Below are 16675 nucleotides of genomic sequence, written 5' to 3' on the forward strand. Positions count from 1 at the left end.
ACTATGAACTCCGAAAGTCAGGTATTTTGGTATCTATATTTTTCAATTTTTGCGATTTTTCGATAACTTCATCTATATATTTTTGATTCACTACCGCCTCAAGCTTCTTAAGCTCAAGCTGCTTCTTTTCTTCTCGTCTTTTATTGACATCACTAAGCTTTCTCGATAGAAAAAGAGATAACGGCGCCCCAAAAAAGATGATCGATATCAAATAAATACCAGTAAGACCTGATGTTTTTTCTTGTAAAATAGACGTAAAAATCATTGGCACAAATATGAAAAGGGCAATCATCACAAAGACAGCAAAAATATACCAATAGTTTTTCTCATAAAATGAGGAATTTTCATGTGTAATTTTGAACAATGGGACTAAACTCTCGGCAATTTCTATGGACTTTTTCAAAGAAACAATTGAATTTTTTAAGTTATCCAAATCAACTGCGACATCAGTTGGAAGCTTATTATAATCAAGCTCGTCGATAGCACTCACAGCAGGCCCGATTTGTCTTTTTATGTCCTCAAAAATGGCGGGCGCTGAACTGTCTCGCCTTACAATTGGCAAATCACTCATTAGAAGCCGTCCTTCGCGGCAGGTTTCTGCCTTTGTTATGGTCGATAAAGGACGTTATCATATATATAGGCGCTCCGCACGCACGATCTGCCGAGGCGGAGCGGGGAGGGTTTCGGCCCTGATTTTTGACAAGCGTAATCGCTTGGAAACGCGGCCGCTCGGCGGCGATGCGCAATTCTTGACTTTTGCACCAGATATACCGGGCGGCCTTCCGGCCGCCCGGTGAAAGCTACTTGGTAGGCTTGGCGGGCGGGGGCTTCACGCCGCTTCCGGTTGTCGGAGGTGTAGGACGTCCGCCAGGTGCCGAAGGCTGATGGCCCGCACCTGGATTGCTAGGCGTATAGGTCGGTTGAAACCCTCGATCAGACTGGGGGCGATGTCCTTCGTTCGTCGGTCGCCAACCGTCCTGACTAATTCCCGGCCGCTCACGATTATCTCGCTCCATACTTACAGCTCCTTCTTGAACTCGATATACCGGATTTCTTTAGCTAAGATAAGAACACCAGCCGGTTCTTCCCTGTATGACCAACTGCCATCCTCTCCAACATCCATTAATTCTTCTATATATATATCCCTCTCCGCCGGGTCTGTAGATGCGAATGATCCTGTCCCAAAAATACCGGCCACGCTTGATCCGTCTGAAAGCGTGACCATAACAAAACGTGCATTTTGGCAATTGGAGAACCGCCAATCCCATGAGGTTGGCGTGTTATGAACCATGCGCAACCTCAACTTATTCGCTATCCACCGCAACCACTCGCGCTGAGTTGCCACACCAAGCACCAAGCCAAACACTACCGGGCCAGCAATAAGCAAACTCCACCAGAGCAGAGTTTTGACCGGCCCTTGCTCAAAAGTAAGTATCCATCCAACAAGCGGAAGCGCAAATCCATAATAAACCAACGTAAGCGTCAGATACCCTAAGGCTGCATCACTGAATTTCTCCATCCTCCCAGTTATAAATCGAGATCGCATGTAGGAGATTATCAATCCCGGGATAATAAAGGCCGCAATTAGATAGATATTATTCAGATCTTTGAGGTCAGGCACCGTGGTGACTTTCTGCTGCTATGGAATATTATTCGGATGGTTGAAATCTGGGCGACCACCAAGCACGATTGTGGATGATGCGCGCGAACGGTATGCAACCCCACAATCATAAGGTAGTTATATAGCACATACCGTGAACGCGGCCGATGGGGTTAAGGAGGAACCGTGATGGCTGACAAAAAGGTTGTTTTTATTGCGTTTGCGATCGAAGACGAGACGCAACGGGACTTTTTTACGGGCCAGCGACTACATCCGCGCTCGCCATTTGAATTTACCGATATGTCTGTGAAAAAGCCTTATGACAGCGACTGGAAAGAACATGTTCGGACGCGGATTAGACGGTCTGATGGTGTAATTGTACTCGTTAGTAAGAACTCCATCAACTCCACAGGTCAAAAATGGGAAATTCAGTGTGCTAAGGAGGAGGGAAAAAAAATTCTCGGTATTTGGGCGTATACTACAGACCGCACAGAAATTTCGGGCGTCACTACCTATGCATGGTCTGACAAGAACATTAACGACTTCATTGACAGCCTGTAAGGATTAGTTGATGCGCAAGGCTCTGATTGTCGGCATCGATCATTACGACCATATCAGCCCCTTGAGTGGGTGTGTGAACGATGCATACGCGGTTAAGTCTGCACTTGAGAGGCATGCAGATGGAACGGTGAACTTCGCCAATCCGCGCATGATGATCGGGGCCGGAGAAGATACCCCTGTTAAGAAGGCTAAGTTGAAAGAGGCTGCCCGTGAGCTTTTCTCGGGTGATGCAGATATTGCACTTTTTTATTTTGCAGGTCACGGTTACATCGAGGATACCGGCGGCTTCATCTGCGGAAGTGATTGCGAAACAGGAGACGACGGGTTTTCGTTACATGAATTGATGACTATGGCCAGCCAATCGCGGGCACGAAACAAGGTGGTTATTCTCGACAGTTGTCATAGCGGCATCGCTGGTGATCGAGCAGGTGGACAAGCTGTTGCAGAGGTGAAGGAGGGCATGACAGTCCTCACCGCTTCGACGGCCGATCAATATGCCAAGGAAGTTGACGGCGGAGGCGCAGGCGTTTTCACAACGCTCTTTGTCGATGCTTTAGAGGGGGCAGCAGCCAACCTCGTTGGTGAAGTTACACCAGGTAGCATCTACGCTCACATCGATCAGTCCCTTGGGCCGTGGGCGCAGCGGCCCGTGTTCAAAACTAACGTAAAGACTTTTGTCTCTCTCCGAAAAGCAGAGCCTCCTATTCCGCTTGCTGATTTACAAGCCATAGCAAAACATTTTCCGTATCCAGGTTATCAATTTCCGTTAGATCCAAGTTACGAGCCAGAGCGCTCGCAGGAACAAAAGAATGACGCTCGTATCCCTGCACCCGAGCCAGCAAATACCGCTGTTTTTTCGGTGCTCCAACGCTATGTGAAGGTCAACTTAGTTCGACCCGTTGACGCTCCGCACATGTGGCACGCTGCTATGCAGAGTAAATCATGCAAACTGACTGTTCTTGGTGAGCACTACCGCAACCTAGTCGAGAGCGGCCTGATATAGGTGCCCCATGTCCGAAATTGATTTTGACAAGACGTTGGAGAGCTTGGTTGAAGAGCTTGCTGCTATTGAACATGATCGGTGGTCGCACTGGCAAAAATACGTGCATAGCAAGGCTGCTCGGCAGCCGGATGGTTCATTGGTCATCCCCGCCGAACTTGTTACAAGATGGGACAAACAAATAAGCACTACGTACGCTGAACTAAGTGATAAAGAAAAGGAAAGTGACCGCGAACAGGTCAGGAATTACATTCCTATCATCATAGAGGCGTTGAAAAAACAAGGTCGCTAGACGCTTAACAGCTTACCCCACCGCGTGGTGTAACGCTGAGAAAGGTACTCCACCCGCAGTTTCCACGGGCGTTCCTGGCCGCTGCACGCGTAGCGCACCCGATCCCGCCCATAGCGGGCGTTGAGGGCGTCCATCGCCTGCATCAGGGCGGACCGCTCGGGACGATCCGGCCGCAGGAACAGCGAGCCCTGCACGTCCTGGGCGGGGTGCAGATCCAGCAGGAGGATGCCGCATTTCTTGTAGCGGAACCCCGACTTGTAGATCCCCCACAGGGCCGCGCGGATCAGCCGGGCGGTGTCGCTGGTGCCGATCGTCAGCCGCACGTGCCTGGTCGCAGAATACTGCGCGTCTTCCGGCTTGTGCCGGTTGGTGGTGCGCATCACCACCACGGCGGCGGTCGCCAGGCCCTGCGCGCGCATCTTCTGCGCCGCATACGAGGTGTACGAGGTCAACGCCTCTACCAGCTCGTCAAAACCCTCCACGGCCCGGCCAAAGCTGCGTGAGCAGCAGATGGTTTTGCTGTCGGGGCTGTCCTGTTCGAGGTCCAGGCACGGGGTGCCCTGAAGCTCCATCACCGTCCGTTGCAGGACGACGTTGAAGCGCTCGCGGATGCGGGTGGGGTCCGCATCCCTGAGACAGGCCACCGCGTGGAACGATAGCGACCGTTACCGGAGGCCGAGACTGCCCCGCAGGCTCGGGGAGCCGCCAGAGGCGGCGAGTAGGACGCAGCCCGAAGGGATCCCCCCATTGAGAGCGGTAGCCTCATGCGAAAACGCCCCCGGCTGAGGGGCGTTCACGTTCTCAGGGTGCAAACTGGCATCAGGTCATGCCGTCGCCAGCGTGAGGGGACGCCTCTTGCCGCTGCGCTAGGTCTGCCCGGCGGCATCCCACCAGCGGCCATCGCCGAGTTGAAACACCAACTGCCCATGCGGCCAGCCGCACTGCTCACAGCAGCCCTTGGCACGACCGAACCGGATCACCTCCGACAGCATGCGCCAATCGATCGGATAGAAGAAGCGGTTGTGCGGACGAATCGACATCGGCTCAGTCCGCAGCGCGCGCCTGGCTGCGCGCTCGAGCCTGCGGGAAGTAGCTGTAGAAGGTGACCCGGCTGATGCCGAGGCGCTTGGCGATCTCGGCCACCGAGATGTTGCCGGCAGCCAGCAGGGCCCGCCCCACCTCAAGGTCGCCCTCAGAGAGAGCCTTGGGCCGGCCACCCTTGCGTCCGCGAGCGAGGGCAGCCTTCAGGCCTTCCATGGTGCGCTCGCGGTTGAGGTCGAGGAAGTACTCGGCCATCGCCCCATGCATCTGCAGGGCGAAACGCCCGTGGGCAGTGGCGCTGTCGAACTGCTCGGTCAGGGAGCGGAAGTGGATCTCCTTGATCCGTAGGCCGTCGATCGTGCGCATCATCTCGACGAGGGAGCGGCCGAGGCGATCGAGCTTCCACACCACCAGGACGTCGGTGGGACGCAGATAGGCGAGGGCGGCCTCGAACTCCGGGCGCTTGGTCCCGGCCTTGCCGCTCTTCTTCTCCTCGAAGATCCGCTCACAACCGGCCTTGGTCAGCGCGTCGCGCTGCAGGTCGAGGTTCTGATCCTGGGTCGAGACGCGGGCATATCCGACGAGCATGTCAGGATAATCTCACAACACCCTTATCCGAACAATAGATTTCCTATCATATTTTTCGTACATAAACGGGGCTGTTTGGAGGTGCCGACGAGGCGCCACTGCGGCATGTCAGAAAAACGTTCGTTTTTTGGACATGCCCCATTGAGTTGGGAGTAGATGACCGCTCAGAGTGGCAAGCTGCCATTCGGACTGAGTTTGGCGGACGATGCGCCTCCTGACATCCCTATGGCAGTTTCCCGACGGCAATTGATGCGGTGCGGTGCACGCAGCGGCGTTCAAGGATGAACGTCCGCCGCTTCTCCAACGCTGACGATGCTCGATGCTCACCCCAAACGGCCCTCCGGCACGCCGTCATGAAACGGACCTCAAGAAAAGCCTTGGATACCACCGTCAGAGTGTGACCAGGTCGCAACACAACGATAAATAAGCAACAGACGTACAAACCCAACAAAAATTTGGGCTTGATACAATCACAGTTTGTTATATAGGGCCTTAAACCATATGAATTAGTGGAGTTTACTGTATGCTCAAGGAGATAGTCATCCTATGAGCGACCTATTACGCTCGATAACTATAAAATTCTGTGGGCTGGCGATTGGTTTACTCATCACTGGATGCAATAACGACAGCATATCGTGCGCCCATAGGATTAATAATCAGGATGACGCTATAAAATTTTCGATAAAACATTGGATAAAAATATCGCAAGATATAGCATTCAAATTGGATAACAAAGATGAATTGATTTCCGTCGTAAAAAATCCTGACTTTTTGAATTTGTCCTCGCCAAACAGGCGTCTAAAGAGCGACAAATCTGTGTTTGGTATCATTTGGACTATTGATTATACATACAACGCAAATCAGGAATACTATTTCATAAAGACCAAGTTCGATTCCTGCGGTATACTTGGCGAAGAAACGTTCTTCATTCACGGAAATCAGTGAGGATTATCATGGATACGCTACGTGTGATTGATCCAAATACTGGTCAATCAGTCAGCATGTCATATTTTGAGATGAGGAATTGGCAAATAAATTATCCGACATCCAATGTTGATGCGCAAGGCCGCCCCACGTCTAAGCCATTAAAAATTGATACACAATGGTACATGAATGCTGGCCCAGGCATTTATTACAATCCGGCTCGGTTTGAGGGCGTTTCGAAGTTACTTAATTCGTCACCAAGCCAGCTTGGACTTTCTAACGGGCAATCAAAATCCTTGGCATCGTTTTTTAGCAGCAAAGATCCTTTGATAGCCCGTGTTTCTCATTATACAACTGACGTGAACAGTGAAACTTATGGGATACGCAGCTGGGTATGGGGAGGGACATCCGCAGTAATAGAAGGAGAAATTACAAATATAAACGGTCGCATTGCCCTGACAAATTACAAAATTGCGCCTATCGATGACAACTTTAACTTTTTTCCAGACATTTCTAATCCAATAAAACACATAATAAATGCTGGCGCTAGAACAGTGCTATCAGGAACAGAACGAGGAGTTCCTCTAGATTTTAACAAATCCCAATTAACTACGAACACGTCGCCATACTATATAGAAAATTTATCGCAGGATGCAAGAATAAATACAAGCAAATCTGGTATATTTTCGGCTTCAACCATTCTAAACACATTAGACAATATTGGTGAAGGACTTAAAAACAGGTGTTTCCTTGCTGACACAATGATAACAATGGGGGATGGAACCGAGAAAGAAATTCAAAATATAGTTGCAGGAGATATGGTTTCTGCTTTCAGCGGGGATTCACACTTTCATCAAAGTGCGCACCTCGAAAGCAGAAAAGTTACGAGAACATTCCGAAACATCTCGAAATGTATAATTGACTTGAGAGGGGTTAAATCAACTCCAGGGCATCATTTTCTTACACTTCAAAGTGAAGGTGATCATGGGGAGTTCAAGCCTTTGTCGCGTATTTTGCGCAACGACGGGATAATTGTTGAGCACGATAGATCCGCTATACGTGCTCGCACGGGCGCTAAGATTGGTTCTAATCTTGACATTAAGATAAAAATTGTTTTTTATGAGAAATCGGCTCTAGATATTACATCAACTGAGAAATATGCCGTCGTTCGATCTGGCATCCCATTACCACCAACGACGCTCAATAATGGCGTTATGTCATGGTGTGTCCGAACGTTAGCTGAGCACTTGGAATCTCACGACGTCACTATCTTATCAGACGGAAGTCTTCGTACTCCTGACGGCGCTCATCATACTGCTTGCAATTGGCCTGCAGACTCCACGCCTCTCGACAGCCACGAAGCCCGCAACTGGATCGTTGAGTTGGACGGAGCTCTCTACACCCCACCGTGGATCCGTGACCTTGTTGATGAGGACGAACACGAGGGGCTGCGCGTTGGCGCTCTTCCCATCAGTGTTAGCTCCATAGCGTCGTAGTGCTCACTCTGATCCCTAACCGCACGACTCCGCTAGGAGCTCTGTGGTTTTTACTCAGAACGCAAGAGCTTTTCCTTGGCTGAGCATGATATCCAATCGTCTGTTCTCTCTAAGACTGACAAGACGATCGCTGCCGTATTCGGTGAAATCGTCTGGCTGATGAGCCGCAGTGCAGAGCATCGCCTCGTGCCCGTTGGCGATCTGGAGCACATGGTGATGCCGCCGCTCCTGCTGCGCCAGATGCGGCTGTTCTACGACGGCGATCAGCCGGCCGCCGCCGTGCTCTACGCCCGCCTCTCAGAAACCATAGCGGCTCGGCTTGATGCTGGTACGACGACGGCTGAGCTGACGGCAGAGGATTGGCAGTCTGGGGAAAGTCTGCGGATGATGCTTGTGATCGCGCCATTCGGAGGCGGCGAGATCTACGCCCAGGAGACCCTGGGCGTGCTCGGTGGGGCCACCAGGGCGCCGCTCTAAGGCTTGTACTTTCGTGTCGCGGCTGGCGTCACCAGATCAGGATCACGCCTCAATTTACACCAAAACCGATCCCGCGGAACATCTACGGGGCATCCTCCGCGAAATTACCAAATAAAGGCGGCCGAAGGCGACACGCTCGGCCAGACGAGACCTTGGGGGACTATCGACTATGATCAGCGCTTCGCTCGCTCGCACCGCACCGGCCGATTTCAGCGAGAACGCATCTCTGTCCGTGCTGTATCTATTCGGTCGTGCACTGCAGACTACTGAAGAGAGCGAGGCAGCCCGCGCAGCTGTGCCGATTGCGCGCGCCTATGTCTACGGACCGGATACCGTCGACATATTCGAGCGCGCCAGCGAGATCGTCACTCCGAGCGACGGCAATCCCGCGCTGCAGCCGCAGATCCGCGAGGGCTGGCGCACCTACAACTTCGAGGTCGAGGATCTGCACACATACATCGCCGATGGTCTGCGTGTCCACAATACCTCGGTCGTCGACATCCTTCCGGGCGATGCCTCCAATGTTCAAGCACAAGACACCGACGGGGACGGGAGGCTCGATTACGCGACCTACGATCTGCCCAACGGCGTTAAGGGAGCGATGCAAGGACGCCTCGCTAGCGACGGGAACACCTACGAGGTCGTACGGACAACCGAGACACCGCGCGATAATCTGCTCGGGCAAGGTGAGCGTGTGACCTGGCAGGAGCGCTATGAGTACGACAAGCTCGTCAAAGAGGAGGCTGTCAGTATTGAATACGCTAGAGGGAGCCTACAAGGTGAGGAGATAGGTCGCACACTTGGTAGCGTGTTAGGCAGTGCGCTTGGCACCAAGAGTGTCTTCGCGCAAGTAGGTGGTGCTACAATCGCTTCTACCTTGCTTCAGAACGTCGGTGAGTTCTTACAGAAAGATATCGATTTTTCCTTGCTTGCTACGCGTGGCAAGAACGCCAATCCGCTTGGGGCGGCTGTAGAAGATACATTTTCGGATATTGGACTTGACCTAAAAGATAATGCTGTAATCCAAGTAAATAATGCTCTTAGTGGGATCCTTGTAGGCGAAATTGCAGATGCGTTAAACCTTCAAGGCTTCGAGCGAGGGGTTTTTTCCACCGTCGGAAATACTGTTACAAATCAAGTGCTTGGCAATCTTAGCATGATGCTTGGTATTTCCGATGTTCCACCGAATGTCATTCGGAGCAACATTAATCTGCTCGACGGCTTCAATATGAGCAGCATGGCAACTAACGTTGCTAATAGTCTGGGTGGATATTTTGGTTCTCAACTTGGCAATCTTGCGGTTCAACCGAAATCACCGCAGTCAGCCTTATTTGGCTCAGCTGCCTCAGCCGTTGCCAGTTATGTCTTGTCCACTGTTGGTTTCGCTATTCCAGTAATTGGTCCACTCATTGGCGCGTTTGCTGGACAAGCGCTCGGAAATATTATCGGAAATGCCTTCTGGGACGACGATCGGCTCGCCCATTATACGCTATATACTGACGCAAATGGTGTAGTGCAGTATGGATACCCGTACAGCCAGGACGGCGCAAGTTTAGTTCTATCTGAGTATCTCGCTCGGACAGCGCGCGACTCCATCAATAATGTATACGGCGAAGCAAGCTCGCATATTGATCCTTCTCATGCATTCAGCCCATTCCAGATGGGATGGTACGTCAACAGTCAAAATCAGAAAATTATGTTTGCCGATGGCACAACATATCAAGCTGCGTATAATGTCCACGAAACACAGGGGATAATATCTGCGGCAGTAAATCATGCTATTTCACGGTCCGAAATCGCTGGAGGCGACATCTTCATACAACGCGCTTACGCGATGTCGCATGAAGCAGGGCTTGTACAGCTCTCCTTCGACCTTCAAGTCGCAAAAGATTTCAAGAAGTACTTAGAAAACACTCGAGTCATCAATAGCATTATCGCGGATTCACCAAATAGCGAGTTCTCCGCGGGTTGGGTCGCGACACTTCAGCGTGCCCGTGAGTTGAGCCTCGACAAGGTCGTTGGCTTCGAGCCGATGGCTTACCTCGCGTCATACGGCGACCTCCAAAACGCCTACGGTACCGATACGCGGGCTGCCACACGCCACTTTTTTGATTACGGCATCGGCGAAGGGCGACAGGTCAGCTTCGACGCAGCCTCTTACAGGGCCGCTAATGGCGACCTGCAGTCAGCTTTCGGGAATGATCTCACGGCAGTCGCACGGCACTACATCGAATTTGGCCGCAATGAGGGTTGGCGTTCGGCGTTCTGGCTCGGTGGTCCCGATGAACGGACGGTGACTGGTGGTGCAGGCACCGACACCCTCTCTTATGCCGATACAGCTGTTGGCATGATCCTCGATCTGAGGGCTCAGCGCAGCTGGAACGGCAGCAAGGGCGACTGGCTCGTCTCCATCGAGAACGCCGTGGGATCACGCTTCGACGACACCGTCATCGCTGGAACCGGTACAACCCGACTAGAAGGGCGCGACGGCCATGACGCCTTCCATGTCGCCGAAGCCAACGAGATCACCGTGGATGGTGGCAACGGCATCGACACCATCAGCTACGAGACGTCGACGACCTCCGGCTACACCATCGACCTGAACGCCCAGCGCAGCTGGAACGGCCACAAGGGCGACTGGCTCGTCTCCATCGAGAACGCCGTGGGATCACGCTTCAACGACACCATCATCGCCCGAGCCGGATCGCAATGGCTGCAAGGGCGCGATGGCCATGACGCCTTCCATGTCGCCGAAGCCAACGAGATCACCGTGGATGGCGGTAACGGCATCGACACCATCAGCTACGAGACATCGACGACCTCCGGCTACACCATCGACCTGAACGCCCAGCGCAGCTGGAACGGCCACAAGGGCGACTGGCTCCTCTCCATCGAGAACGCCGTGGGATCACGCTTCAACGACACCATCATCGCCCGAGCCGGATCGCAATGGCTGCAAGGGCGCGATGGCCATGACGCCTTCCATGTCGCCGAAGCCAACGAGATCACCGTGGATGGCGGTAACGGCATCGACACCATCAGCTACGAGACGTCGACGACCTCCGGCTACACCATCGACCTGAACGCCCAGCGCAGCTGGAACGGCCACAAGGGCGACTGGCTCCTCTCCATCGAGAACGCCGTGGGATCACGCTTCAACGACACCATCATCGCTGGAACCGGATCGCAATGGCTGCAAGGGCGCGACGGTGACGACGTGCTGCGTGTGGTCCCGGGCGACGTCAGCCGTATCATCCTGGATGGCGGCAACGGCAGCGATACCGTCAGCTACGAGGATGCCGGCACCGGCTACTATATCGACCTGAGTGCGCAGGAGACTTGGAACTTCGGAAACCGAGGCGACAAGCTCGTCTCGATCGAGAACGCGATCGGCACACGCTTCAACGACCGGATGGATGGCACCGCCGGCAACAACTTGCTCCGGGGCGGAGCAGGCAACGACATCATCAACGGCTGGGACGGCAACGACGAGCTGGACGGCGGAGACTTTGAGGATGTCATCAGCGGTGGCAATGGTGACGATCTCCTGATCGGCGGCAACGGCTTCGACACCCTCAGAGGAGATGCGGGCAACGACACGCTCTACGGCGGCAACGAGGATGACACCCTAGATGGCGGCTCGGGCAGCAACATTCTCAATGGCGGAAACGGCACGGATACGGCGACTTTCGAGAGTGCCGCTACCGGCTACATCGTCGATCTCAACGCCCAGCGCACCTGGAACGGCAGCATCGGCGATATCCTTGCCTCGATCGAGAACGCCGTCGGCTCACGCTTCAACGACACCCTCATCTCCGGTGCCGGCACAACCCACCTTGAGGGACGCGACGGCGACGATGTGCTGCGTGTGGTCCCAAGTAACGTCAGCCGTATCATCCTGGACGGCGGTAACGGCAGCGACACTGTCAGCTACGAGGATGCCGGCACCGGCTACTATATCGACCTGAGTGCGCAGGAGACTTGGAACTTCGGAAACCGAGGCGACAAGCTCGTCTCGATCGAGAACGCGATCGGCACACGCTTCAACGACCGGATGGATGGCACCGCCGGCAACAACTTGCTCCGGGGCGGAGCAGGCAACGACACCATCAACGGCTGGGATGGCAATGACGAACTAGACGGCGGCGACTCCGAAGATGTTCTCAACGGCGGAACCGGAAATGATGTAATTATTGGCGGAGTCGGTAATGATACCATATATGGCGGGTTGGGTAATGACACTATATATGGCGGAGATGGAAATGATACGATTTCTGATCTTGCAGGCTATGATTTGATTTATGGAGGCAGCGGCTCAGATACATTCGTATTCGCTAAAAAGGACTTTGGAACACCAGACTATATCAGAGATTTTACTGTCGGTAGTGACATTTTGTACATAGATGATTTTAGAGGATTCGATGATTACTATGATGGAGTTTTGGCAGAGAACATGTTCAAAGATATAACAAAGGCACCAATAGATGCAGATGATATCATGATCTATAATAGAAATACAGGCGAATTGTTCTACGATATCGATGGCGGCGGATCTGAAGGCGCAGTGCTGTTTGTTATTTTAGATAATAAAGCTGCCCTATCGCACAAGGATATATGGATATACGGTGATTGAAATCGCTAAAGCATAAATGCCAGTGCGTCAGCGGTTAACTAATCTGGCGCACTGGCTTCATCATCGATATAAATTTCAGGATTTGAGCATTAATCGGTTTTATCATGATCAATCATCAGTCCGAAGTTTTTTCAGCAATCAAAAAATGCAAGTTCGCTTTTTTCGGCGTTGCCGTGATGAGCGGGCTGGTGAACATCCTCTATCTCACCGGATCGTTCTTCATGCTCGAAGTCTACGACCGGGTGATCCCGAGCCGCTCGGTGCCGACCCTGATCGGGTTGGCCGCGCTCGCGCTCGCGCTCTACGCCTTCCAGGGCGTGCTCGAGACCCTCCGCGGCCGCATCCTCGCGCGCATCGGTGCTGCACTCGACGAGGCCCTGAGCGGTCGGGGGTGTTCGATCTCGTCGTGCGCGCGCCGCTCAAGGGGGCGAACCAGGGCGATGGCCTCTTGCCCCTGCGCGACCTCGACCAGATCCGCGCCTTCCTGTCCGGCTCCGGCCCCTCCGCCTTCTTCGACCTGCCCTGGATGCCGGTCTACCTGCTGATCTGCTTCCTGTTCCATCCGCTGATCGGCGTCGCCGCCCTCGTCGGCATGGCGATCCTCGCCGCGCTGACCTTCCTGACCGATCGCGCCAGCAAGGGCCCGACGCGGGAGGCTACGGGCCACGGGCAGCGCCGCAATGCGCTCGCTGAATCCGGCCGCCGCAACGCCGAGGTGCTGGCCGCCATGGGCATGCAGGAGCGTCTTGCCGCCCGCTGGGCTCTGGCCAACCGCGAATACATGGACGCGCATCAGGCCGTCTCGGATGCCGGAAGCGGCTTCGGTGCCGGTTCCAAGGTGTTCCGCATGGCGCTGCAATCGGGCGTGCTGGCGCTCGGTGCCTGGCTCGTCATCCACAACGAGGCCAGCGCCGGCATCATCATCGCCAGCTCGATCCTCGTCTCCCGCGCGCTTGCGCCGGCCGAACTCACCATCGCCAACTGGAAGGGTTTTGTGGCCGCCCGCCAAAGCTGGCACCGCCTGTCCGAACTGCTGGCCCGGCTGCCGCAGGGCGAGCGGCCGCACGCGCTGCCGGCGCCCGCTGAGACCATCACCATCGAGGCCACCAGCATCGCCCCGCCCGGCACGCCGCGCCTCGTGGTGCAGGATGTCAGCTTCGGCCTCCGCGCCGGACAGGGCCTCGGCATCATCGGCCCCTCGGCCTCCGGAAAATCCTCGCTGGTCCGCGCACTCGTCGGTGTCTGGCCGCCGATCCGCGGAAAGGTCCGCTTCGACGGGGCCGCGCTCGACCAGTGGTCGAGCAACGATCTCGGACCCCATATCGGCTTCCTGCCGCAGGAGGTGGAGCTGTTCGCCGGCACGGTCGCCGAGAACATCGCCCGCTTCGAGCCCGGCGCGCCGTCGGAGGCGGTCATCGCCGCGGCGAAGGCGGGCGGCGTGCACGAGCTGATCCTGCGGCTGCCCGACGGCTACGACACCCGCATCGGCGAAGGCGGCTCCGGCCTCTCCGCCGGGCAGCGCCAGCGGGTCGGGCTGGCGCGCGCCCTGTACCGCGAGCCCTTCCTCGTGGTGCTCGATGAGCCCAACGCCAACCTCGACAGCGAGGGTGAGAACGCCCTGACCCAGGCGATCCTCGGCGTGCGCCAGCGCGGCGGCATCTGCGTCGTCGTCGCCCACCGCCCGAGCGCGCTCGCCGCCCTCGACCTCATCCTGATGATGGCCGACGGCCGTGCCCAGGCTTTTGGGCCCAAGGACGAGATCCTCAAGCGCGTCCTGCGCCCGGCGCCAGCCCCCGTACCGGCGGCGGGTGCAGCAACTCGGCCTCAACCAGCGACCGGATCGCCTCTGCAGGAGAGCGCCTGATGTCCTCGACGCTTGCCCCCGCACCCCTTGCCCCCCTGAGCGGCCTCGCCCCGGCGCTGCCGCGACCCGCCGCGCACGGTTCGATCCGGCGTCACCTCGCCGTCGCGCTCGGCCTCTCGGTCGCCCTCGTCTTCGGCGTCGGCGGCTGGGCCACCTTCACCGACATCTCGGCCGCGGTGATCGCGCCGGGCCAACTCGTGGTCGAGACCGATGTCAAGAAGGTCCAGCACCCCACCGGCGGTGTCGTCGGCGAGTTGCTGGCGCGCGAGGGCCAGCGGGTCGCCGCGGGCGACGTGCTGATCCGCCTCGACGAGACCCAGACCCGGGCCAATCTCGACATCGTGCTCAAGGCCATGGACGAGCTCGCCGCCCGCCGCGCCCGCGACGAGGCCGAGCGCGATGGGCTCAAGACCATCCCCTTCCCGCCCGACCTCGTCGCCCGCATCGACACCGACCCGACCGTCGCCCGGCTGATCGACGGCGAGTCGCGGCTGTTCGCGGCCCGCGTCGTCGGGCGCGAGGGCCAGAAGGCGCAGTTGCGCGAGCGGGTCGACCAGCTCCGCCAGGAGATCGCCGGCCTCACCAAGCAGGCCGCGGCCAAGGACCGGGAGATCAACCTGATCGGCCACGAGTTGACGGGCGTGCGCGACCTCTATGCCAAGAACCTCGTGCCGCTCTCGCGCGTCACGGCACTGGAGCGCGACGCCGCCCGGCTCGAGGGCGAGCGCGGTCAGCTTGTCGCCTCGACCGCTTCGGCGCGCGGCAAGATCGCCGAGACGGAGCTGCAGATCATCCAGATCGACGGCGAGATGCGCACCGAGGTCGGCAAGGATCTGGCCGAGATCCGCGGCAAGTGGTCGGAACTGCGCGAGAAGCGCGTGGCGGCCGAGGACCAGCTCAAGCGGGTCGAGCTGCGCGCGCCGCAGGACGGCTTCGTGCACCAGATGAGCGTGCACACGGTGGGCGGCCTCGTCGTGCCGAGCGAACCGGCGATGCTGATCGTGCCGGCCTCCGACCAACTCCTAGTCGAGGTGCGGGTGCAGCCGCAGGACATCGACAACGTGCGGGTGGGCCAGAAGGCGGTTCTGCGTTTTGCCGCCTTCAACACGCGCACGACGCCGGAGATCGACGGCGAGGTGGTGCGGGTCTCGGCCGACGTGACCCAGGATCCCAAGACCGGGCAGAGCTACTACACGGCGCGGATCCGCATCCGTGAGGATCAGAAGGACCACTTGAAGGGCCTGCGGCTGGTGCCGGGCATGCCGGTCGAGTCATTCACTCAGATCGGCGAGCGCTCGGTCCTGTCCTATCTCACCAAGCCGCTCACCGACCAGATCGCCAAAGCATGGAAAGAGCGGTGACCGCGAGATGCTGATAGCCTCTCCGGCTACAACCTCGGGACCCGCTCACCGCATTCCAACCGAGTGTGAACCTACTGCGCCGGCACCGGCACATCGATCGTGCAGCGCTGCTCCTTGCCGGCCTTCGCTGCCGCCTCCCGGCACCCCGACAACACTTCCCGGTTCGCCTTGAACAAGCTGGATGCATCCACGATCGCCTGCCACCCCCCCGCGCTGCCCGACTGCATCAGCGCCGCTCCGGCCCGCCAGCGGTCGGAATTCAGCACCGTGGCGGCGACGCTCATCTCAAACGGGCCCGGCAGCACCCGCGGCAGGAACAACACCGCCAGGACCCCGGCCAGGAAGGCTGCCCCACCCACACCGCCGAGCCACAGGTTCTGCCGCCGCCGCTCCCGTACCCCCGCCACCTGCTGCATGAACTCACGCCGCACACGATCCAGATCCTTCGTCTGCCGCTCCAACCCCTGCACGGCCGTCTGCACCAGCCCTTCGGCGCGGCTCTCCATCACACGGGCATAGTGCTCCGCGCTGTGGCGCAGCAGCGGCGACTGTTCCACCGCCCGCAGCCGCTCGCCCACCGTCGCGAGCCCCTGCGTCAGCCGGGCGAGGTCGGTCCCGTAATCGACCGCCGCGCCTTGCCGTTCGACCCGGTCGAACGCCGCTTCCACCCCGCGGCGGATCACCCCCATCTCCCCGCCGAGATCGGCTGCCAATCCCTCCACCGTCGCCCGCAGCGCCGCGAAGGCCGCACTCGCCTCGTCGCCCGCCGCGTCGGCATCCGTGAACTCCGCGTCCGGGTTCCGGCCGCCGCCGCGATCGTCGTCGTTTCGCATACCGT

13 protein-coding genes and 1 pseudogene are annotated in these 16675 nt (G+C 56.9%); 8 read left to right on the top strand and 6 right to left on the bottom strand.

Translation table 11 applies throughout. The annotated features are described in order from the left end of the window. Window position 1: 1 nt before the first annotated feature. On the bottom strand, window positions 2-571 hold the full coding sequence (locus tag M2437_RS26330; protein WP_253389703.1) for a hypothetical protein: 570 nt from the start codon (window positions 569-571) through the stop codon (window positions 2-4). Between the two features lie 447 nt (window positions 572-1018). Further along, window positions 1019-1621 carry a DUF6338 family protein gene (locus M2437_RS26335; RefSeq protein WP_253389704.1) on the bottom strand — a complete coding sequence of 201 codons (603 nt, stop codon included), beginning with the start codon at window positions 1619-1621 and terminating at the stop codon, window positions 1019-1021. 168 nt (window positions 1622-1789) lie between these two features. On the opposite strand from M2437_RS26335, the gene M2437_RS26340 reads away from it, so the two are divergent. The 3 genes from M2437_RS26340 to M2437_RS26350 are packed head-to-tail and all read left to right on the top strand — an operon-like array spanning window position 1790 to window position 3453. Continuing rightward, window positions 1790-2161 carry a TIR domain-containing protein gene (locus M2437_RS26340; RefSeq protein ID WP_253389705.1) on the top strand — a complete coding sequence of 124 codons (372 nt, stop codon included), beginning with the start codon at window positions 1790-1792 and terminating at the stop codon, window positions 2159-2161. A 10-nt stretch (window positions 2162-2171) separates the two neighbouring features. Then, complete coding sequence (locus tag M2437_RS26345) at window positions 2172-3164, top strand: caspase family protein (protein WP_253389706.1); 993 nt, start codon at window positions 2172-2174, stop codon at window positions 3162-3164. A 7-nt stretch (window positions 3165-3171) separates the two neighbouring features. Then, window positions 3172-3453 (top strand): hypothetical protein, encoded by a 282-nt coding sequence (locus tag M2437_RS26350; RefSeq protein WP_253389707.1) that lies wholly within the window; start codon window positions 3172-3174, stop codon window positions 3451-3453. Here the strand turns inward: M2437_RS26350 and M2437_RS26355 are convergent. The 3 genes from M2437_RS26355 to M2437_RS26365 form a co-directional block, all read right to left on the bottom strand. Continuing rightward, entirely contained in the window at window positions 3450-4097 is a 648-nt protein-coding gene (locus M2437_RS26355; protein WP_253389708.1) for a DUF4113 domain-containing protein, read from the bottom strand. The two genes, M2437_RS26350 and M2437_RS26355, sit on opposite strands and share 4 nt — an antisense overlap. 222 nt (window positions 4098-4319) lie before the next feature. After that, window positions 4320-4493, bottom strand: a complete 174-nt coding sequence (locus M2437_RS26360) for a hypothetical protein (RefSeq protein ID WP_373691189.1) — start codon at window positions 4491-4493, stop codon at window positions 4320-4322. Window positions 4494-4497: 4 nt separating this feature from the next. After that, window positions 4498-5082, bottom strand: coding sequence for a recombinase family protein (locus M2437_RS26365; RefSeq protein WP_253389709.1), 585 nt, complete (start codon window positions 5080-5082; stop codon window positions 4498-4500). 953 nt (window positions 5083-6035) lie between these two features. On the opposite strand from M2437_RS26365, the gene M2437_RS26370 reads away from it, so the two are divergent. The 5 genes and pseudogenes from M2437_RS26370 (at window position 6036) to M2437_RS26390 (ending at window position 15837) form a co-directional block, all read left to right on the top strand. Continuing rightward, window positions 6036-7502 (top strand): Hint domain-containing protein, encoded by a 1467-nt coding sequence (locus tag M2437_RS26370; RefSeq protein ID WP_253389710.1) that lies wholly within the window; start codon window positions 6036-6038, stop codon window positions 7500-7502. Between the two features lie 75 nt (window positions 7503-7577). Continuing rightward, window positions 7578-7979 (top strand): toxin-activating lysine-acyltransferase, encoded by a 402-nt coding sequence (locus M2437_RS26375; protein WP_253389711.1) that lies wholly within the window; start codon window positions 7578-7580, stop codon window positions 7977-7979. 169 nt (window positions 7980-8148) lie between these two features. Further along, the gene (locus M2437_RS26380; RefSeq protein WP_253389712.1) at window positions 8149-12612 is read left to right on the top strand and encodes a hypothetical protein; all 4464 of its coding nucleotides are present in this window, start codon (window positions 8149-8151) and stop codon (window positions 12610-12612) included. Between the two features lie 104 nt (window positions 12613-12716). Continuing rightward, window positions 12717-14476 (top strand): annotated as a pseudogene (locus tag M2437_RS26385) (type I secretion system permease/ATPase). Beyond that, window positions 14476-15837 (top strand): HlyD family type I secretion periplasmic adaptor subunit, encoded by a 1362-nt coding sequence (locus M2437_RS26390; RefSeq protein WP_253389714.1) that lies wholly within the window; start codon window positions 14476-14478, stop codon window positions 15835-15837. The pseudogene M2437_RS26385 and the gene M2437_RS26390 overlap by 1 nt, the downstream one beginning before the upstream one ends. A 71-nt stretch (window positions 15838-15908) precedes the next feature. On the opposite strand, the gene M2437_RS26395 is transcribed toward M2437_RS26390, so the two are convergent. Then, complete coding sequence (locus M2437_RS26395; RefSeq protein ID WP_253389715.1) at window positions 15909-16670, bottom strand: DUF6118 family protein; 762 nt, start codon at window positions 16668-16670, stop codon at window positions 15909-15911. Window positions 16671-16675 lie beyond the last annotated feature (5 nt).

It is taken from the genome of Methylorubrum pseudosasae, assembly GCF_029504475.1.
Classification (GTDB): Bacteria; Pseudomonadota; Alphaproteobacteria; order Rhizobiales; family Beijerinckiaceae; genus Methylobacterium; species Methylobacterium extorquens.